Origin of the sequence: Candidatus Protofrankia datiscae (genome assembly GCF_000177615.2) — a bacterium.
In the GTDB taxonomy this organism is placed as follows: Bacteria; Actinomycetota; Actinomycetes; order Frankiales; family Frankiaceae; genus Protofrankia; species Protofrankia coriariae.
In genome coordinates this window covers 4,465,448-4,486,567 of record NC_015656.1, presented here as the reverse complement: position 1 = coordinate 4,486,567, position 21,120 = coordinate 4,465,448, and the positions used below count along the sequence as shown (strand labels likewise).

The 21,120-nt window shown below is 69.8% G+C and carries 12 protein-coding genes; 8 read left to right on the top strand and 4 right to left on the bottom strand.

Features of this window, described 5'->3' with window-relative positions; all coding sequences use genetic code 11:
• Nucleotides 1-72: 72 nt before the first annotated feature.
• The gene (locus FSYMDG_RS18795; protein ID WP_013874974.1) at nt 73-1,071 is read left to right on the top strand and encodes a tetratricopeptide repeat protein; all 999 of its coding nucleotides are present in this window, start codon (nt 73-75) and stop codon (nt 1,069-1,071) included.
• A gap of 172 nt (nt 1,072-1,243) precedes the next feature.
• Here FSYMDG_RS18795 and glgB read toward each other — a convergent pair whose 3' ends face one another.
• The 4 genes from glgB to FSYMDG_RS18775 form a co-directional block, all read right to left on the bottom strand.
• Nucleotides 1,244-3,826: a 1,4-alpha-glucan branching protein GlgB gene (gene glgB, locus FSYMDG_RS18790; protein ID WP_083828353.1), complete on the bottom strand. Its 2,583-nt coding sequence runs from the start codon at nt 3,824-3,826 to the stop codon at nt 1,244-1,246.
• Between the two features lie 30 nt (nt 3,827-3,856).
• Nucleotides 3,857-5,224, bottom strand: a complete 1,368-nt coding sequence (locus FSYMDG_RS18785) for a maltokinase N-terminal cap-like domain-containing protein (protein ID WP_013874972.1) — start codon at nt 5,222-5,224, stop codon at nt 3,857-3,859.
• Between the two features lie 95 nt (nt 5,225-5,319).
• Nucleotides 5,320-7,098 (bottom strand): maltose alpha-D-glucosyltransferase, encoded by a 1,779-nt coding sequence (gene treS, locus FSYMDG_RS18780; protein ID WP_013874971.1) that lies wholly within the window; start codon nt 7,096-7,098, stop codon nt 5,320-5,322.
• Nucleotides 7,095-9,080 carry an alpha-1,4-glucan--maltose-1-phosphate maltosyltransferase gene (locus FSYMDG_RS18775; RefSeq protein WP_013874970.1) on the bottom strand — a complete coding sequence of 662 codons (1,986 nt, stop codon included), beginning with the start codon at nt 9,078-9,080 and terminating at the stop codon, nt 7,095-7,097. The genes treS and FSYMDG_RS18775 overlap by 4 nt, the downstream gene beginning before the upstream one ends.
• Before the next feature lie 543 nt (nt 9,081-9,623).
• Between FSYMDG_RS18775 and FSYMDG_RS18770 the strand changes: the two genes are divergently transcribed.
• The 7 genes from FSYMDG_RS18770 (at nt 9,624) to FSYMDG_RS18740 (ending at nt 21,091) form a co-directional block, all read left to right on the top strand.
• A complete protein-coding gene (locus FSYMDG_RS18770) occupies nt 9,624-10,199 on the top strand; it encodes a TerD family protein (RefSeq protein ID WP_013874969.1) in 576 nt (191 codons plus the stop codon).
• 398 nt (nt 10,200-10,597) lie between these two features.
• Entirely contained in the window at nt 10,598-11,794 is a 1,197-nt protein-coding gene (locus FSYMDG_RS18765; RefSeq protein ID WP_043607069.1) for a DUF475 domain-containing protein, read from the top strand.
• Nucleotides 11,795-11,963: 169 nt separating this feature from the next.
• Nucleotides 11,964-12,683: a TerD family protein gene (locus FSYMDG_RS18760; protein ID WP_013874967.1), complete on the top strand. Its 720-nt coding sequence runs from the start codon at nt 11,964-11,966 to the stop codon at nt 12,681-12,683.
• Between the two features lie 87 nt (nt 12,684-12,770).
• Nucleotides 12,771-13,685, top strand: coding sequence for a nucleotide exchange factor GrpE (locus FSYMDG_RS26435; RefSeq protein ID WP_131772828.1), 915 nt, complete (start codon nt 12,771-12,773; stop codon nt 13,683-13,685).
• Between the two features lie 214 nt (nt 13,686-13,899).
• Complete coding sequence (locus FSYMDG_RS18750; protein WP_013874965.1) at nt 13,900-15,570, top strand: Hsp70 family protein; 1,671 nt, start codon at nt 13,900-13,902, stop codon at nt 15,568-15,570.
• Nucleotides 15,571-15,832: 262 nt separating this feature from the next.
• Entirely contained in the window at nt 15,833-19,429 is a 3,597-nt protein-coding gene (locus tag FSYMDG_RS18745; RefSeq protein WP_013874964.1) for a zinc ribbon domain-containing protein, read from the top strand.
• A 474-nt stretch (nt 19,430-19,903) separates the two neighbouring features.
• Complete coding sequence (locus FSYMDG_RS18740; RefSeq protein WP_013874963.1) at nt 19,904-21,091, top strand: HpcH/HpaI aldolase/citrate lyase family protein; 1,188 nt, start codon at nt 19,904-19,906, stop codon at nt 21,089-21,091.
• Nucleotides 21,092-21,120 lie beyond the last annotated feature (29 nt).

The following is a 21,120-nucleotide window of genomic DNA, read 5'->3' as shown; positions in this document are numbered from 1 at the left end:
CCCGGTACACCGAGGCGCTGTCCGGTTTCGCTGCTCGGATGCAACGATGGAGTCATGCCACGGAGGTCACCCATGTCGTCCGGGCCCCGATCGTCAGGACCAGGGCCCGCCAGATCGCGAAACGCCTCGCCCTCAGATCCACGGCTTTCTGACGAACTCGCCGGCCTCCGCTTCGCCGGCGCGGTCCCGCTTGACCCCAAGCCCGCGCCCACCCGGCCGGCGGCCACCGCCGCGGGTGCGGCGCGAACCGCCCAGGCGGGCCCGGGCGCCCCGGCGCAACCCGTCGTCGTGGACGTCAGCGAGGCCACGTTCGCCACGGAGGTCCTGCAGCGGTCCATGCAGGTCCCGGTGGTGGTCGACTTCTGGGCCAGCTGGTGCGGCCCGTGCAAGCAGCTCAGCCCCATCCTCGAGCGGCTGGCGGAAGCCGACGGTGGACGCTGGGTCCTCGCCAAGATCGATGTGGACGCGAACCCGCAGCTCGCCCAGGCCGCGGCCGTCCAGGGCATTCCCGCGGTCAAGGCGATCATCGGTGGGCGGATCATCGGCGAGTTCACCGGCGCCCTGCCCGAACGCGAGGTGCGGGCCTGGCTCGACCAGCTGCTCGCGCTCGTCGACGAGGCCACCGACGGCCTGCCCAGCGGGCCGGACGCGGCCGCCGCCGACCCGCACCATGCCGCCGCGCAGGAGGCGCTCGCCCGCGGTGACCTCGACGCCGCCGCGGCGGCCTACCGCGCCCGGCTCGCCGAGGCCCCCGGTGACCAGGACGCGGTGCTGGGGCTTTCCCGTGTCGAGCTCTTCCAGCGGGTGGCGACGATCGACGCGACCGCGTTGCGCGCCCGGCTGGCGGCCGACCCCGACGACGTCGAGGCGGCCATCATGCTGGCCGACGTCCTGGTCGCCAAGGGCGAGATCGAGACAGGCCTGACCCGGCTGGTCGGCGTCGTCCGGCGGACCACCGGCGACGAGCGGGAGCGCGTCCGGGCCCACCTTGTCGACCTGTTCCAGGCGCTGGGGGACGGCGAGCCGGCGGTCGCCCCGGCCCGCCGAGCCCTCGCCGCCGCCCTGTTCTAGGCATTTTCCGGGGTTCTGCTCCCGGCGTTCTAGGCGTTTTCCACCTGGTTCCATCTGGTCGAGCGCCCCTGACCGGCCCGGCGAGCCTCGCCGGGCCGGCAGCACGGGGCGTCCGGCCGGCTGGTCGGTCCCGGTTGGCCCGTTTCCGGCTGGCCCGTGCCCCGTCAGCTGGTCAGTTCTGGGCGGCGCCCTCGTAGCACAGCCACAGGGTGCTCAGGGCGGGCAGGGTGAGCGTCACCGACGCCGGCTGGTTGTGGCGGGCGGCCTCCACAGCGAGCACGGAACCCAGGTTCCCCAGCCCGCTGCCGGCGTACTCGGTGGCGTCGGTGTTGATGAGCTCACGCCAGCGGCCGGCGAACGGCAGCCCGAGCTGGTAGCCGGTGTGGGGGACACCGGAGAAGTTGGTGACGCAGGCGATTACCCGCCCGCCCGTCGCGGCACCGCCAGCCGGGCCGCCAGCCGGGCCGGTGGAGGCCCACCGCAGGAACGAGAACACGTTGTTCTCGGCGTCGTTCGCGTCGATCCAGGAGAACCCCTCCGGGGAGATGTCTCGTTCCCAGAGGGCGGGGGTGGCCCGGTAGGCACCGTTGAGGTCCTTCAGCAGCGTGGCCACACCCCGGTGGTCCGGGTCGTCCAGGTGCCACCAGTCCAGCGACCGGGCCTCGGACCACTCGGCCTCCTGGGCGAACTCCCCGCCCATGAACAGCAGCTGCTTGCCCGGGTGCGCCCACATGTAGCCGTAGAGCGCGCGCAGGTTGGCCAGCTGCTGCCAGCGGTCACCGGGCATCTTGCGCAGCAGCGAGCCCTTCCCGTGCACCACCTCGTCGTGGCTGAGCGGGAGGACGAAGTTCTCCGAGTACGCGTACATCATGGAGAAGGTCATCTGATGGTGGTGGTACACGCGGAACACCGGCGCCCGGGAGAGGTAGTCGAGCGTGTCGTGCATCCAGCCCATGTTCCACTTGAAACCGAAGCCCAGACCCCCCAGATGCGTCGGGCGGGTCACCCCCGGCCAGGCCGTCGACTCCTCGGCGATCATCATCACCCCCGGGACGCGCCGGTAGACCGTGGCGTTGGTCTCCTGCAGGAACGACACCGCGTCCAGGTTCTCCCGGCCACCGTGGATGTTGGGGATCCACTCGCCCTCGGCCCTGGAGTAGTCCAGGTAGAGCATGGAGGCGACGGCGTCCACCCGCAGCCCGTCGATGTGGAACTCCTCGAACCAGTACACCGCGTTCGCGACCAGGAAGTTGCGCACCTCGGGACGCCCGAAGTCGAACACGTACGTCCCCCAGTCGGGCTGTTCGCCGCGGCGGGGGTCGGGGTGCTCGTACAGCGGGGTGCCGTCGAAGCGGCCCAGCGCCCAGACGTCCCGGGGGAAGTGCGCCGGCACCCAGTCGACGATCACACCGATGCCGGCCTGGTGGAGCTGGTCGACGAGGTAGCGGAAGTCGTCGGGGTCGCCGAACCGCGACGTCGGGGCGTAGTAGGCCGACACCTGGTAGCCCCACGAACCACCGAAGGGATGCTCGGCCACGGGCAGCAACTCGACGTGGGTGAAGCCCATCTCCCGCACGTGGGCGACGAGCTCGGTGGCGAGTTGGCGGTACGACAGCCCTCGGCGCCAGGAACCCAGGTGCACCTCGTAGACCGAGATCGGCATGGCGTGCCACGCGGTGCGCCTGCGCCGCGCCAGCCACGCCTCGTCACTCCAGGTGTAGTCGGACTCGAAGACGACGCTCGCCGTGGCCGGCGGGTTCTCGGTGTGCAGCGCGAGCGGGTCGGCCTTCTGCCGCCAGACACCGTCGAAGCCGAGGATCTCGTACTTGTACCGGCAGCCGGCGCCGATGCCGGGTACGAACAGCTCCCAGACGCCGGTCGCTCCCAGCGAGCGCATCGGGTAGGCCCGGCCGTCCCAGAAGTCGAAGTCGCCGACCACCCGCACCCCGCGGGCGTTCGGCGCCCACACGGCGAAACCGACCCCGCTGACCTCGGCTGTGCCGGTGCTGTCCGGGTAGCGGCGCACCCGTGCGCCGAGTGCCTTCCACAGCTGTTCGTGGCGGCCCTCACCGATGAGGTGGAGGTCCATCTCCCCGAGGGTGGGCAGGTGGCGGTAGGGGTCGTCGACGACGTGCGTGGCGTCGCAGTACTGGACCTCCAGCCGGTAGCCGGGGACGGCGCCGGTCGGCAGCGCCACGGCGAACACCCCGGCCGTGTGCAGCCGGGTGCACTCGAACCGCTCGTTCTCGGTGATGACGACCACGCCCACCGCGTCCGGCCGCAGGGCCCGCACGATCGTCCAGTCGCCGTGGGGATGGGCGCCGAGGATGTGATGCGGATCGTGGTGCGAGCCGTTCACCAGCCGCTCGAGTTCGGCGGTGTCGACGAGCAGGGACGGGGGGGACGACGCCGGGGCGTCCTGGCCGCCGGCGTCCCGCTCCGCCCCGCTCTGCCCGGTCGTGCCCCGTTCCGCCCTGTCGTGCTGGGCCGCGGTGTGCTCGCCGCGGTCGCGTCCGCCGTCCCGGTAGGCCGTTTCGGGATATCCGCCGCCCTCGGAATACCTGGCGTCGTCATATCCGGCGTCGTCGTGGTCGTTGCCCCGGCGGCCGCCGCCGTGTCCGGCCATGGCCATGGCCGGCAGCGGGGAACGGGCGAGCCCGGAGCTGGCGTCACTCGGAGGACCGCTGGCGTCGCGACGACAACTGCCTGGCTGGCCCTCGTCGACTCCACCTGCCGCGCCGTCAGGACCGATCATGGACAACACGCCATCCTTAGAACGTAGTCATCAGTCCGTGGAGGTCAGCCGTTCGACCGAACCGAGCGGGATCGGCAGCCACGATGGACGGTGACGGGCCTCGTAGACGACTTCGTACACAGCCTTGTCGAGCTCGGACGCTCGCAACAGGGCAGCTTCCTCGCGTGGGTCGTGCCCGCGGACGCTGGCGTACCCGGCGCAGAAGGCGTCACGGTTGCGAGTCGCCCATTCCTGCGCGCGATATCTGAGTCCGGACTCGTCCTCCCGTTCCACCAACAGCGACCGTTCCAACAACAACGACTGGGCTGCGTAGTCGAATGATCGGAGCATGCCGGCGACATCACGATGGACGGACTGTAGCGCTGTGCGTTCTGCCAGCGGACGTGCCGGTTCGCCTTCGAAGTCGAAGAGTACCCACCCCGAGTCGACCCGTAGCACCTGACCCAGATGGTAGTCGCCGTGCACGCGCTGCAGGGCGACCGGTGATGTCTGACGGGCGAGCTCGTCGTAGGCGGCGCGCAGCCCCGTCTCGAAGGCCCGCAACTGCTCGACGGCCCTGATCGCGGCGTCCAGCCGGCTGTGCATCCCGGTGGCCTGCGCCCGCAGGGTCTCGGCGTCGCCGACAGCCGTGGGAAGCGTCTCGGCGATGATGCGGTGCACGTCCGCGGTGGCCGCGCCCAGCCGCTCGGACTCGGCCGCGAAGTCGCCGCCGACCTCGTCGGCGTGCAGGTCCGCCTCCGCGTAGAGGTCCCGCACGCTGGCGAGGGCGAGCCGCCAGCCTTCGGTACCGCTGCGGAGGAACTCCTGCATGAACGCGAACGTGGTGCGCTGGCCGTCGAGAACACCGTCCAGCCAGGCCAGCGGCCGGGCCACGCTGGGGCTGCCCGCGTCGGCGAGCGCGCGGGTCATCTCCAGATCCGGGTTCGTCCCCGGCCACAGCCGCCGGAAGACCTTCAGGATGTAGGCGTCGCCGTACACGACCGAGGTGTTGGACTGCTCCGCGCCGATCACATGGGCGGGGAAGAGCTCCAACTCCTCCAGCGTGTACGGCACGAGCCCGTCGTGGGCCGTCCGGCCACGGATGAACGCCAGCAGGGCGGCGCTGCCGTCCGGATCGTGCAGCCCGTCGTAGACCAGCCCGTCGGCGGACTTGCCGACGAAGAAGGCCTCGTGCCCGTAGGGCGCGTCCGGCCGTACCACCAGGGGTATCTGGTAATGGTCGGCCAGCCCGCCGTCGGCATAGCGGACCTCGACGACGAAGTGGTGCAGCAGGTCGGACAGCCGCACGTTGCGGACGACACGCAGGCCGGCCCAGGGCCGGCCCTTGCCGGCGAACCAGCGCTGCCGCGGCAGCCAGGAGGTCAGGAGGGCGACCAGATCAGAATTGCCGCCCACCATCGTCGACCTCCTCGCGCGCCACCATCTGGCGACCATCCTCGGACGTGTACGCCCTACCCTGCCGTATGTCTGACCGGTCGGTACGTCCCGGCCCGTCAGGAGCCCAGTTCCCCCGCCCGAGTGAGCGCGAACCAGTAGTGTCCGTGCCCGGCCAGAGTCAACAGGTACGGCAGTTCCCCGATCGGCGGGAAGCGCACCCCGCCGAGCAGTTCAACCGGCACCATTCCGGTGAACCTGCGGAGGTCGAGCTCCACCGGCTGAGCGAAACGTGACAGGTTGGCCACGCAGAGCACTCGGTCGTCGCCGAACTCCCGGACAAAGGCGAAAACGGACGGATTGGACGCCGGGAACTCCTCGAAACTGCCGAGGCCGAAGACCGGATGCCGCTTGCGCACCTCGATCATCCGCCGGGTCCAGGCCAGAAAGGACGTCGGCATCCGCTGCCCGGCCTCGACATTCAGCGCCTGGTACCCGTACACCGGATCCATGATGGGTGGCAGGTAGAGCCGGGCCGGATCGCTCGTGGAAAAACCGGCATTGCGGTCCGGGGACCACTGCATCGGCGTCCGCACACCGTCCCGGTCACCCAGGTAGATGTTGTCACCCATGCCGATCTCGTCGCCGTAGTAGATCACCGGTGAACCGGGCAGCGAGAGCAGCAGCGCGGTGAAGAGTTCCATCTGGTCACGGCTGTTCTCCAGCAGCGGGGCGAGCCGTCGGCGTATTCCGATGTTCGCCTTCATGCGCGGGTCCTTCGCGTACTCGGCGTACATGTAGTCGCGTTCCTCGTCGGTGACCATCTCCAGGGTCAGTTCGTCGTGGTTGCGCAGGAAGATGCCCCACTGGCAGTTCGGCGGGATCGCCGGTGTCTGCGCCAGGATCTCCGAGATGGGGTAACGGGACTCCCGGCGGACCGCCATGAAGATCCGTGGCATCAACGGGAAATGGAACGCCATATGACACTCGTCGTCGTCGCCGAAGTACTGGACGACGTCGGACGGCCACTGGTTCGCCTCGGCCAGCAGCACCCGGTCGGCGTATTTCGCGTCGAACTCCTTACGGATTCGACGCAGATATTCGTGGGTCTCCGGCAGGTTCTCGCCGTTGGTTTCCTCCCGTACGTAGAGGTACGGGACGGCGTCCAGCCGGAATCCGTCGATACCGAGGTCCAGCCAGAAGCGCAGCACCTCGATCATGGCTTCCTGGACGTCCGGATTATCATAGTTGAGGTCGGGCTGGTGGGAGAAGAAACGGTGCCAGTAGTACTGGCCGCGCACCGGGTCCCAGGTCCAGTTCGACTTCTCCGTGTCGACGAAGATGATCCGGGCGTCGAGGAACTTCTGGTCCGTGTCCGACCACACGTAGAAGTCGCCGTACGGGCCGTCCGGGTCGCTGCGAGAGGCCAGGAACCACGGGTGCTGGTCGGAGGTGTGGTTCATGACCAGGTCCGCGATGATCCGGATGCCCCGGCGGTGGGCCTCGTCCACCAGGTTGACGAAGTCCCCGAGGTCACCGAATTCCGGCAGGATCTGGAAGTAGTCGGAGATGTCGTACCCGCCGTCCCGCAGCGGTGATTCGTAGATCGGCAGCAGCCACAGGCAGTCGACCCCGAGCCAGCTCAGGTAGTCGAGTTTGCTGGTGAGCCCGCGCAGGTCGCCCGTGCCGTCGCCGTTGGAGTCGGCAAAGCCGCGGATGAGGACCTCGTAGAAGACCGCCCGCTTGAACCACAGCGGGTCGCGGGACAGTTCGTCGGCCGACGGTGGCCTGGCGTCGCCGGCCGACGGCCTGCTTTCGGCGCTCCTGGTGTCCCCGGCGCCGCTGGCTCCCTCGGCGCCTCTGTCGTCTTCGGTGGTTCCGGTGTCCCTGGCACTCATGCCCTGCGCCGGACGTCGAGGATGTGAGCTGGTTCCGTCGCCGGGTCCAGCCGGACGTAATTCTCTTGCCCCCACGTGTAGTCAGCCCCGCTGATCTCGTCGTGAACGTCGAATGTCTCCCGCCACTCGAGACCGAGGGCGGGCATGTCGAGACGGACGGTCGTCTCCCGGGTGTTGTGCGGATCCAGGTTGACGACGACCAGGACGCAGTCGTCGCCCGCTGCCCCCCCGGAGCGCTTGGAGAAGACGAGGAAATCGTCGCCATCGGCATGGTGAAAACGAAGGTTGCGCAGCCAGTGCAGCGCCGGATGTTCCCTGCGTATCCGGTTCAGCCTGGCAAGATATGGTGCGAGCGAGCGTCCGGCGTTTTCGGCGCCGGCCCAGTCCCGCGGTCGGTACTGGTATTTCTCGGAGTCCAGGTACTCCTCGCCGCCAGCTCGTACAGGAGCGTTCTCGAACAGCTCGTAGCCCGCGTAGACTCCCCACGACGGCGACATCATCGATGCCAGCACCGCGCGAATCCTGAATGCCGCCTCACCACCCTCCTGCAGGTAGCCGGGCAGAATGTCGGGGGTGTTGACGAAGAAATTGGGACGCATGTAGTGTGCGGTTTCGAGCAGCTCCCGGCCGTATGTCTCCAGCTCCGACTTCGTGTTGCGCCAGGTGAAGTAGGTGTATGACTGGGTGAAACCGGCCTGCGCCAGCGCCCGCATCATGGGCGGCCGGGTGAACGCCTCGGACAGGAAGAGCACGTCCGGCTCGACCGACTTCACCTCGGCGATGAGCCACTCCCAGAACTGGACCGGCTTGGTGTGGGGATTGTCGACCCGGAATATCCGTACCCCGTGCGAGGTCCAGTACCTGACCACGCGCAGCACCTCGTGGTAGAGCCCGACCGGGTCGCTGTCGAAGTTGAGCGGGTAGATGTCCTGGTACTTCTTCGGCGGGTTCTCCGCGTACGCGATGGAGCCGTCGCTGCGCACAGTGAACCATTCCGGGTGGACCTTGGCCCACGGGTGGTCGGGCGCGCACTGCAGGGCCAGGTCGAGGGCGATCTCCATGCCCAGGGCGCGGGCCCTGGCGACGAAGTCGTCGAAGTCGTCGATCGTCCCCAGGTCCGGGTGGACGGCGTCGTGGCCGCCGGCGTCACTGCCGATCGCCCACGGCGAGCCCGGGTCGTCGGGGCCCGTGACCAGGGTGTTGTTCGGGCCCTTGCGGTTGACCTCCCCGATGGGGTGGATCGGCGGTAGGTAGACCACGTCGAAACCCATCGCGGCGACGGCGGGCAGCCGCTCGGCCGCGGTCGCGAACGTGCCCGACCGCGGCGGGTGAAGGCTCGCTCCCTCGGAACGGGGAAAGAACTCGTACCAGCTGCCGAACAGGGCCCGGGGCCGGTCCACCCAGATCCGGTACAGGGGCGAGCGGGTGATGAGCTCCCGCAGCGGGCACCGGGTGAGCAGGTCGACCAGCGCCGGGTCGCACGCCGCCGCGATCCGCGCGCGCGGATCCGTCAGCGTGTCGTCGCGCAGGACGTCGACGGCGTGCCGGACCGCCGCCCGCCGGCCTTCGGGGATCCCGGGCAGGGCGCGCAGCAGGAGCCGGGCGCCGTCCTCGAAGTCCACCGACAGTTCGTCCGTGCTCTGGCCAGCGGCCGTCTTGACCTCGACAGCGTGCCGCCAGGTGGCCACCGGGTCGGCCCACGCCTCGACGCGGAAGCCCCACAGGCCCTCCGAATCGACCCGGACCTCGGCTTCGTAACGATCGGTGCCCGCTGTGACCTGCCGCATCCGGGTGAACGGGTTCCCGCGACCGTCCGGACCTGACAGTGCCACGTTGGCACCGATCAGATCATGCCCGTCACAGAATACCGTCGCGGCGACGGTGAGGGTCTCACCCTCGACTGCCCGCGACGGCCACTGCCCACAGGATACGGCGGGGCTGACGTCAGAGATGACAACCCGGCCTATGGAACGTCCGATCATCGCCGCGACCTTATCCAGGTGAACCACCCCTTGATAGTCGGCCTCTCCTGTACCGATTGGTGGCGCCCCAACGTGAACAGCGTGGGACCACCAGGTGGGGACGTGTTGGGGATGCGGAGGTACTCCGCCGGGGGAGGGGGATGTCGGCATCGGATCGAAGTCTCCACGTTGATGCGCGTTCGCGGCCGGACCCGGTGCCGGGCGCGTGCTGGTCCGTCATCGGTCCCGCTCCGGGATACCCGGGCCCGGCGGGCCCACGCGGGTGGGGCGCCACCTGCTCGGCGCGCTTCACCGACGCCCGCCCGCACACGCCGCGCCGGCGGTCGCCAGCTGCCCCGGGGAGCAGTCCCGGACGAGCCTGCGCGTGCGTCCGGGAACCCTGGAGAGGTCCCGTTCGTCCCGCAGAACACAGGCCCCATAACCCCACGTCGCCGTGGGCATGCGTGATCGAGCCCAGTAGGCTGCGTCGCGTTCGGTGCGGGGGGTGGCCAGGGCCCCGAAATACAGCAACAGCCCCGATCGCAATGACAGCAGGAGGAGTAAGTGGGAGTCAGCCTCAGTAAGGGCGGAAACGTTTCGCTGACCAAGGAGGCACCCGGTCTGACCAACATCGTCGTCGGTCTCGGCTGGGATGTCCGCAGCACGACCGGCGCTGATTTCGATCTTGACGCGAGCGCGATTGCCCTCAGATCCGATGGCAAGGTCCTCTCGGACAGCCACTTCGTCTTCTTCAACAATCTCAAGAGCCCGGACGGCGCCATCGAGCATCAGGGCGACAACCTCACCGGTGAGGGAGAAGGTGACGATGAAGCGATCAACGTGAGCCTCGCCAGTCTGCCCGCGGAGGTCGACAAGGTGGTGTTTCCGGTTTCGATCTATGACGCGGATGCACGCCAGCAGAACTTCGGTCAGGTCCGCAATGCGTTCATCAGGATCGTGAACGGGGTGGGGGGCGCCGAGATCGCGCGTTACGATCTCACCGAGGACGCCTCCACCGAAACTGCGATGGTCTTCGGTGAAGTGTACCGGCACGGCGCCGAGTGGAAGTTCCGGGCTGTCGGCCAGGGTTATGCGTCCGGGCTTGCCGGAATCGCCCGGGACTACGGAGTCAATGTCTGATCCCTCCGCGCCGACGCCCGGCCGTCGTGGCTGGCCGGCCCGGGCCGGGTGAAGCGGACCGGGAGCGCCGGTGCCACCGCGCCCGGTGGGCCGCGGGCGGGTCGTTGGATGCCTGGTGACGGCCCACGCTCGGTGCCGGACGCCGATGGTCCCGGTTTGACCGTTACCCGGTGATGTCGGCCCGGCCGGTTACGATGCCCGGGATCGTGGTCTACGGCCGGATGGCCCCCGCAGCTGCGCGGGCGTGGTCAGGGCATGGTTACGACCTGGGCCGCGCCCGCTCCGGGCCGACGTGAGGTCGATGTGATGCCTCGATGCTCCGGACCGGGGTCGAGGCGCGGTGGGTGGTGCTCCCGGTGCCGCGCCAGACCCGGTCCGGAGGAAGGTTGCCTGTCCTCGTGCATGCACTGCGAATTTTTGGTTGGTCGCTGGCGATCACCGTGGCCGGTGTCGCGCTGGCCGGTGTGCTCGACGGCCCGAAGACGGCCGCAATCGTCGCCATCCTGGCCGTGCTGGAAATAAGCCTGTCGTTCGACAACGCGGTCATCAACGCCACGATCCTGCGCCGGATGAACGAGTTCTGGCAGAAGATATTCCTCACCGTCGGCGTCCTGATCGCCGTGTTCGGGATGCGCCTGTTGTTCCCGATCGTCATCGTCGCGCTCACCGCCCATCTCGGCCCCATCGAGGTCTTCGACCTCGCGTTGAACAACCCGGACGAGTACGCGACCCGGCTGCACGACGCGCATCCGGCCATTGCCGCCTTCGGTGGCATCTTCCTCTTCATGATCTTTCTGGATTTCATGTTCGACCCCGAACGTGACGTCCAGTGGCTCCGCTGGATCGAGGAGCCGCTGCGCAGAGCGGGGCAGCTCGACGTGCTGTCGGCCGTGGTCGCGCTCGTCGCGCTGCTCATCGTCGCCGAGGCGTTCTCCGGTGACGCGACCCAGCAGGTGCTCACGGCCGGTGTCGCCGGTATCGCCACCTATCTGGGCGTGCGTGGTCTCGGTGAGTTCTTCGAGGCGCGTGGTGTGGGAGCCGACGACGATGACGCGCAGGAGGCTGAGAAGGACACCGGCGACGCCACCGCGGTGGTGCCCGCGGGAGCCGCGTCCACGGCGGAGGCGACCGGCGGTAAAGGCGGTCCCAACGCGCTGGTCCTCGCGTCGGGAAAGGCCGCGTTCTTCCTGTTCATGTATCTGGAGGTGCTGGACGCGTCGTTCTCCTTCGACGGCGTGGTAGGTGCTTTCGCGATCACGCAGGAGATCTTCGTCATCGCGGCCGGGCTCGGTATCGGCGCCATGTACATCCGGTCGATCACCGTCTACCTCGTCCGCAAGGGCACCCTGCAGGAGTACGTCTATCTGGAGCACGGTGCCCACTACGCCATCGGCGCGCTCGCGGTGATCCTCGCCGTCAGCATCGAGACCGAGGTTCCGGAGATCATCACTGGTCTCGTCGGTGTCGGGTTCATCGGCGTTGCCCTGGTCTCCTCCCTCCGGCGCCGGAACAAGGAGCGGCGTGCCGGCGAGAGCGAGGACGACGGCGACGGCCCGGACGAACGGCAGCGCGAGATCGTTACTGCCCGTTCATGACAGTCGTGCGTCCATGGACAGCGCCGTCCATGGACGGTGGCGTTCACGACAGCGAAGATCCTTGACCGTGTACGTGCCACCACCAGTACGTGCCACCACGGGGGGGTTCGCGGCGATCCGGCAACAGGCCGTCCGGCTTGCTGACACGACCACCACAAGGGAGCGGAACATGTCCATCGACTACACCAAGCGATCTACCGACTCATCCGCCGACTCGTCGTCCGGCTCATCCGCCGGCTCACCGTCCGGCACGCCCGGGGTGTCGCTGAACAAGGTGACCCTGACCAAGAGCTCGCCCTCGGTCTCCCTGAGCAAGCAGGGTGGCGGCGGGCGGCTGCACGTCAACCTCAACTGGAACGCCCAGGGCGCGGCGGGTGCCGGCGGCCGGGGCGGCCTCCTCAAGCGGGTGCTGAGCGCCGGGCAGGGCGGGATCGACCTCGACCTGGCCAGCCTGTACGAGCTCGCCGACGGCCGTAAAGGGGTCGTGCAGGCGCTCGGTAACGCGTTCGGCTCCTTCGAGACACCCCCGTACGTCCAGCTCGACGCCGACGACCGTACCGGTGCCTCCACCGGTGGGGAGAACCTGTTCGTCAACCTCGCCCATGTCTCGGAGATCCGCCGTCTGCTGATCTTCGCTTTCGTCTATTCCGGCGTCCCGAACTTCGACCAGGCCGGCGCGGTGGTGACCCTCACCCCGGCGCGGGGCGTGCCCATCGAGGTCCGGCTGGACGAGCGGGCCGGTAGTGCCCGGATGTGCGCGATCGCGCTGCTGACCAACCAGGGCGGCAACGACCTCATCGTGAACCGGGAGGTGCGCTATGTCGGCGGCCACCAGGAGCTTGACCGGGCCTTCGGCTGGGGTCTGAACTGGACTCCGGGACGTAAGTAGGCGCATATAGACAGCAAACGGTCAACAGGGCCGGGATCAGGGGGGCGAGGGGATGTGGCTGCGCGCGGCCGGGGAGCGGAAGCGGCGGTGACCCGGCCGGTGCCGGTACCGCCCGCGGACGGTGGGCCTGCTTCGACATCCCGACTACGGCACGGGTCGGTGGCCGATACGCCACATCCGGTGCCGCCGGGTGACAACGGCGACGAGGCAGACCCGGGGGAGATCGTGGCCGGCGCCGGAGAGGCCGGGGACGCCGGACGTGACGCCCCGCCGGCCAACCTCCCATCGCTGGAACCGGTCGTGACCGTCGTCGCAGAGCAGCCCCCGACACGGCCCCCCGCGGCTGGTGCCACCGGCAGGCCCGCTGGCGGGCAGGGCGTTGCCAGCGGGCCCGTCGACACCGTCACCTACAGCACTGTCACCGACGGCACTGTCGCCGATGCGACCGTCGCCGAGGAGAAGGCCGCGGCCGAGGGCAAGGTTCCCGCCGAGGGCAAGGCTCCCGCCGAGAACGCCGTCATCGACGGCAGCGCCGATGGTTCCGCGGCCACCGTCGTCGCCGCCCGCCTGGACGACCTGGCCCGGCGGGTCGAGGAGTTGGCCAGGCTCCGGCGTCACGACGCCGACCTGGTGGACCGCCTGCACGCCGAGAACACCCGGTTGCGGGCGGGCGAGCTGACCGAGGCGATGTCGCCGTTGCTGCGGGGCCTGATGCGGCTACACGACCAGATGACGAGCCTGGGTGCGGACGACGGCCAGAGCGTCGCCGGTATCCTGCGTACGCAGTTGTTGCAGATCATGGATGTTGCTGTGGACGTCCGCCCGTACACCGCGGTCGTGGGCATGCCCTTCGATCCGGCCCGGCACGTCGGCGTACGCCGTATCGGTACGGACGACGCCAAGCGCGACCGGACGATCGCCCGAACCGTCAAACCCGGGTTCGTCCGTGGTGAGTCGATCGTGGTGCGTCCAGCCGAGGTGGAGGTCTTTCGGGCACACTAGAGGGCCGACAACAGCAGAAGGCCGACAAAGAGGGTCAACAACCGCGCGGCCATGGTTCCCGGTGCCCGGTTCCCCGCCGAATCCGGGCGCCGGGAACCGGCCTGGCAGGCCCAGGAGGTCTGGTGCCCCTGGCCGACGGGTCGCGGGCAGCGCGATCTGTTCTTCGTGTGCTCGGGCCTTGGGCGGTGGCCGCGGTTTGGCGGAGGGAAGCTACATGACGCGGACGAAGGTGTTCGGGATCGACCTGGGGACGACGTACTCGTGTATCGCCCAGGTGGACGAGTACGGACGCCCGGACGTCATCCGTAACATCGAGTCGCAGCCGACCACACCGTCGGTGGTGCTCTTCGACGAGTCGGCCGACGGCGACGTCAGCTTCGTCGTCGGCACGCAGGCCAAGCGGCAGGCCCGGATCCGTCCGGACGACGTGGCGAGCCTGGTCAAGCGGCACATGGGCGAGGCGGACTGGCGGTTCGTCGTCCACGGCGAGGAGTACAGCGCTTCCGCGGTGTCCAGCCTCGTGCTCAAGGCCCTGGCCGCCGACGCGCGGCGGGTGACCGGGAACCCGGTGACCGACGTGGTCATCACCGTGCCCGCCTACTTCGGCGACGAGGAGCGCAAGGCGACGAAACTCGCCGGGACGCTCGCCGGGCTGAACGTCGTCGACATCATCAACGAGCCGACCGCCGCCGCCTTCGCCTACGGGTTCGCGCGGGGCGGCGCGGCGGAGTCCACCGTGCTGGTCTACGACCTCGGCGGCGGCACCTTCGACACCACGGTCATCCGGCTGTCGGAGAACGAGATCACGGTGGTCGCCACCGACGGCGACCACGAGCTGGGCGGCGCCGACTGGGACGCCGAGCTGGTGCGCTTCCTCGCGCAGAAGTTCGTCGAGGCGCAGCCCGACGCAGGCGACCCGCTCGACGACGTCTACGACGAGCAGGAGCTGCTGACCGCGGCGGAGGAGGCGAAGCTGGCGCTCTCGGGCCGGGAGAGCGTGGACGTGCTGGTGGTCCATGCCGGCCGGCGCACGAGCGTGACCGTCACCCGCGCCGACCTTGAGGAGATCACGGCGCCGTTGCTGCAGCGCACGCTCGACCTGACCGGCTCGGTGCTCGACCGGGCGAAGGAGCGCGGTGTCGACCACGTCGACGTCTGCCTGCTCGTCGGGGGGATGAGCAAGAGCCCCGCCATCACCCGGAAGCTGACCGAGGAGTTCGGCGTGACTCCCCGTCTCGTCGATCCCGATCTTGCGGTGGCCAAGGGCGCGGCGGTGTTCGGGCAGAAGAAGGAGCTGGAACGCCAGGTCATCGACGATCTGGTCGCGAAGGGCAGGCTCGCCGAGGGGGAGGGCCTGGAGGCGGCGGAGCCGGCCGACGTGCGACAGGCGGCGTCCGGGGCGGCCGACAGCTTCGGGCTGGACACCACCGCCGTGGCGGACCTGGTGAAAACGAAGATCGTCAACGTGACCTCGCGCGGTTTCGGGATCTTTGCCGAGGACAGGGGCAAGACGGTCGCCGCGTTCCTGGCGCACCGCAACGACCCGTTGCCGATCGAGGTGACGCGGACCTTCTACACGGTCTCCGACAACCAGGCCGAGGTCGACATCCGCGTGTTCGAGCAGGGCACGAGCGCCGAGTCGCCCGTGCCGGAGGACAACAAGGTGATCGTTGAGGGTGCCATCGCCGGTATCCCGGGTGGCCATCCCCGCGGCACACCCGTCGAGGTCACCTTCTTCATGCGCCCGGACCAGACCATCCGGGTCACCGCCACCCATCCCGGCGCGAAGGAGCCCCTGCTCCTGCAGGTGAAGGCCGGGGTCGGCAGCGAGGCGATGCGGGACGAGGAGGGCAGGAAGGTCACACTGCTCAAGCAGCGCGACTAGGGCGTGGCTGATGGAAGCCGGCCGACGGGGGCGCTGACGCGGATGGCCGGCATCCACCGGACACGTGTCCACGGAGGGTGCCCACCGGCAGGGCCTGGCCTGTGTGGGGCGTCACCAGGAGTGGGCAAGGTGCAGTTCTGGCCGGTACATTGCCTCGTCCAGTACATATGGTGAACGTTCCAGGCTGTCTCCAGGATGGGCACGGGCTGTACAGGCACGGGTTTCACCTGCCCCGCGGCAGGGACGGGACGAAGGTGGGACGGTGAGCGCGGCGTTCGACGGCAGTGGTTATCGCCAGCGCGTGCTGGCGGAGCTGCACCGCCGGTCCTCGTTGGATCTCGACGATCCTTTTTTCGTCGCGGCCCTCGACCCGGATGTCGTCCACACCGACGCGCAGGTACGCGAGCAGTTGGCCGCCGTCATGGCCTTCCTGCAGCGGCAGCGGAACGCGACCCGGTACGCGTCGCTCGCCGCGACGCTGGTGCGGCGGCGGGCGGAGTGGGAGGCGCCGCTGCTGGACGCCGCCACCCGTGACCAGCTCCGGGCCCGGGTGCTGGCGGCCCGCCAGGCCGGGCAGGCCGAACGGCTGGCGAAGGTGGCCCGCAACCTCGCGACCGTGCGTGAGCGTTTCGGCGGGGTGCCGCGTTCCCGGGTGGCCGGGCTGCGCCGGCTGGCGGCGGCCGACGGGGTGACCGCCGAGCAGTTCGACGCGGTCCTCGCCGGTGAGCAGGTGATCGAGGACGGCTGGGGGGACGGGATCGAGCCCCTCGCCGCGGGGGTACGCCGCCAGATCCGGGACCGCCTGGTCGAACTGCGACAGCTACGGGTCGGCAACCGGGCCGCCACCGCCTCCCTGTGGGCCTTCCTGGGCGTTCCGGCCGACTCGCCGCCGGAACGGATCCGGGCGGCCTACGAGATCGCGCTGGAACGCAACCAGCGGCGTCCGCACGACCGTGAGAAGACGGTGATCGCGGATCTGCTCGCGCAGGTGCGCACCAGGCTGCTGAACGGGGATCCGGCCGCCTATACCGCCGGCCTGGTCGCGGACGCCCGGGAGGAGATCCGGGGACGGGTCGAGGAGCACATCGTTCTCGACGGCGAACTGGGACCGGCCGCGTTCGAGGGGCTGGTACGGGAGATCCTGTCGAGTGGGTCGGGCCTGTCCACGGCACAGGCCAAGACCCTGCTGCTCGGCGTCGCCCGGGAGTTGGGCGCGGCCGTGACGACCGGGGTCTTCCTCGACTACGTGGTGTGTGCGCAGTGTTGCCGTCCAGAGCCGGTGGACGGCTCGCGGATCTGCCGTTACTGCGACACCGAGCTGTACACCGCGTGCCCCTCGTGCGGGCGGGAGACCGAGGCCGCCGCGGTGGCCTGCCGCTCCTGCGGGCGGAGCATGCGCCAGGCGCGGGAGGCCGCCGAGGCGGTGTTCGCCATCCGTCGGGCGCTGGACGCCGGCCGGGTTCGCTATGCCGGCGAGCTGCTGGCCGCCGCCCGCCCGGTGCTGGCGCTGCTCGACGGTGCCGCCGCGCGGGAGGCCGAAGAACTCGGCGCGCGGGTGCAGGCGGCGCTGGCCGCCGCCGACGCCGGCTGGCGGGCGCTGGTGGACAACCGTGAGGCCCGGCGCGCGGATGCCGCCACCGACGGGGCACGGTGGCTGGTCTCCCACGCCCGCGACGTGCCCGGCCCGGACGGGCGCACCCCCGAGGAGGTGCTCGCCGAACTCGTCGCCCATCAGGACGTCATCCACCGCCGGGTCGCCGCGGCCCGGGAGCTGCCCGCCCCCGACCAGGAGAACGCCCTGGCCGCGGTGCTCGCCACGGCGGCCGACAGCCGCGAGGCGCTGGCGGCGCTGGCCGCGCTGCCCCTCGAGCCACCCCGGGACCTGACCGCGACCGAGCAGGACGGCGGGGTGGTCCTGCGGTGGCGCGCCTCCCTGTCCAGCGCCGCCCCGGTGTCCTACCGGGTGGTCCGCCTGTTCGGGGACGCGAGCGACCCGGAGCGGGTGGTCGCGCCGGAACACAGCCTGGGCACCACCGGGTCCACGGATCTCGTCGACGCCGGGGTGCCGGTGGGAGTGATGGTCCGCTACGAGGTGACCGCGATCGCCGGCAGCCGACGGTCGGTACCGGTACGCACACCCGGGCTCGTGGTCATGCGGGACGTCACTGAGCTGCGCGCGGAGCAGATCGGTGACGCGGTGAAGCTGTCCTGGCGCCTGGACGGTCCGGTGGACGCGGTCACGATCGAGCGGACCGTGGACGAATCGTCGCCGGTGCGGCTTCCGACGCGGCGGACCAGGGCGAACGCCGGTCAGTACGTCGACTCCGCCGTCCAGGCAGGTGTCACATACCGTTACCAGGTCTACGTCGAGTTCCATGACGCGGACGCTGTTCCCGCGCGTACGGGCGGGGCGTCGACCATGGCGACGGTGATACCGCGTCCACCGGCGATCCGTGATCTGCAGGTCACCACCGCCGCGGGTCGCACCATGCTGCGCTGGAACGCGCCGGCGGGCAGCGAGGTGCGGATCTACGCGGTGCCCCCGAACGACCCGCAGCCGAGCTCGCAGTCGGGTCTGTCGAGCTCGCCGCCGGGTCTGCCGCCAGGGCATCCGCTCGCGGTCGAGGACACCGAGGTGGACCTGGCGCGGATCGCCGATCCGGTCCGGCTGGTCGGGTCCAGTGACAGCGGCCACCTGGTCGATCTGTCGGCGGCCGGCGAGCTGGAGTACGTCCCGGTGACCGTACTGGCCGGCCGGGCCGTGGTCGGCAGGGCGGTACGGCACCTGGTCGTCGGGGAGATCACGGAGCTGCGTGCCGACGACCGCGGCGAGGAGATCGTGCTGTCCTTCCGGATGCCGCTGGGGATCACCGAGGCCCGGGTCCTGTGGCGCCGGGACCAGTTGCCGACCGGGCCCGACGATCCCGAGGCGGACCAGGCGAAGGTCACCAACACGAGCCTGGAGATAAAAGGCGGCTGGCACCTGGCCGCACCGTCGGACGGCTCGGCGTATTTCATCGCCTGCTATCCGCTGGTGCATATCGGCGGGACGCTGACCGCGGTACCGCCGGGAACGGGCATCCTGGCCCGGCCGGCGGTCCGGGCGGAACAGGATGCCCGCCCGGATCCGCCGCTTCGCGTGGACGTCCAGGCCCCGGCAGCCGGTGGCCAGGAGGGCTGGCGGGCCGCACACCCCTCGACATCCGCGGATTCCGCGGATCCAGCGGCTGCCGGAGACCAGCGGGCTGCCGAGGACCGGCAGGCTGTCGGGAGCGCGGAGGCTTCCGCGGACCCGCCGACCGGAGCCAGTTCGCTGGTCCAGCCGGACCAACAGTCACAGCAGGAGCAGCCCTACCAGGAGCAGCCCTACCAGGAGCAGCCCTACCAGGAGCAGCAGCCACACCAGCCGCAACAGGAGCACCAGCCGCAACAGGAGCACCAGCCGCAACAGGAGCACCAGCCGCAACAGGAGCACCAGCCGCAACAGGAGCACCAGCCGCAACAGGAGCACCAGCCGCAACAGCAACAGATACGGGAGGATGCGGCGACGGTCAGTTATATGGTGGCCCGGGTGGGCTGGCGTCGTCGTACGCTGCGTGTACAGGTGCGCGCGGACGGGCTTCTGCCCGAGCTGCTGCTGGTTGTCCGGTCCGGAACGACCCCGCCGCAGACCAGGGAAGACGGGCAGGTGCTCGCCCGGGTACCCGCTCGCGAGGCGGCACACGCACACGGTGAGCACACCGTGGAGGTCCCGCTGGACGGCGCGCGGCTGCCGTGGGGTGTCCGGCTGCTTCCGGGCCCGGAAGCCGCGCAGGTCGTGCTACGGCATCCTCCGGACGACGCCCTGGTGCTTCGCTGAACCCGCCTGCCGGCCTGTCACGTGTACACATCTCGCTATTGCGCGTTGTGCATAACGCGCAATAGCGAATGGATCAGCAGCGAATAGATTACGCGGCGGGTAATCGGATAACGTGCGTCCGGCACGGTATATCGTGCTCACGGTCACCGGCCGGCGGCGTGGTGTATGCGGGCGCTCGGCGTGAGCAGTAGCTGGGCGCGGATGACTGTTTGATCCGCCCCATTGATCCATCGGGCTGGTCGACCTGCCCTGATGTCCTGCCGCGGGCAGCCGGCGGCCCGGCCACCAGCCGGTGGCGATCTCGTTCGCCACGGTCGCGGTTGTGTGAAAACAGGTTGTCCGGTTGATGACAACAGTGTGCGGAATTTCGGAACCAGTGGCTGTGGCTGTAGGTTCTGGCCAGTCTGGCGCCCACAAATGACGACGTGCGGCCGCCCCGATCAGTGAACGGTCCGACGACAGGGGGTTCGACCGGTGCGTCACTTCGGTTTCCTGGCCGCGGACCGGGCGGATGCGCTGTTTCACCGCCTGCCCGAGGAGATCCTGCCGGCCGCGGACCGCCTGTTGGTGGCAACGGCGCTCGGGGCGACCCTTTACGCTCCGGGCACCCGCCCGACACTGGCCGCGGACGTCCGCCGCCAGATGTCCGCCGGGGTGACGTCGATGGTGCTCTGCCTGGAGGACGCCATCGCCGACCACGAGGTCCCCGCGGCCGAGGCGAACATCATTGCTACGCTGCATGACCTGAGTGAGAATCCGCCGGCCAGCGCGGGCGGGCCGCCGTTGCTGTTCGTCCGCGTGCGTGACACCGATCAGATATCGCGCATCATCGCGCGGCTCGACGTCGACGCGTCGGAGATGCTCGGCGGTTTCGTGCTGCCCAAGTTCGATCCCGAGGGCGGCGTGGCGGCGCTGGCCGCGGTCACGCAGGCCTCCGACCGGCTCGGCCGGCCGCTGTGGGCGATGCCCGTGCTGGAAAGTCCTCAGATCATCTTTCGCGAGACCCGGGAGCGGACGCTGCTGGGCGTGCGCGACCTCGTCGACAAGCACGAGGACATCGTTCTTGCCGTGCGTATCGGCGCGACCGATCTCTGCGGCCTGTTCGGGCTGCGCCGGGACCGCGATCTGACCATCTACGACATCGCGGTGGTGCGCGACTGTATTGCCGACATCGTCAACGTGTGCGGCCGCGGTGGGGAGCACGTGGTGAGCGGGCCGGTCTGGGAGTACTTCGCGCAGCCGGAACGGCTCTTCGTCAGCTCGCTGCGGGTCACGCCGTTCGAGGAGGCGGACCTCGTCGACGACAGCGCGGACGGCGCGCGGATGCGGTCCCGGCTCGTCTCCGCCGATCTCGACCGGCTCATCCGCGAAGTCGTGCTCGACAAGGCCAACGGGCTGCTCGGCAAAACGGTGATCCACCCCAGCCATGTGCCCGCTGTACACGCCCTGCACGTAGCCACCCACGAGGAGTACACGGACGCGATGGCGATTCTCGCGGACGACACCGGTGGCGTGCGTCCGAGCCACTATGCGAACAAGATGAACGAGCTGCGGCCCCACCGGGCCTGGGCTGAGGGGGTGCTGCGGCGGGCCCGGGCCTTCGGCGTCCTGCGCGAGGGGCACACGTTCGTCGACGTGCTGGCGGCGACCAGCGCCCTGTGACCGGCCAGGCGTGGACGAGGACCTGGCGG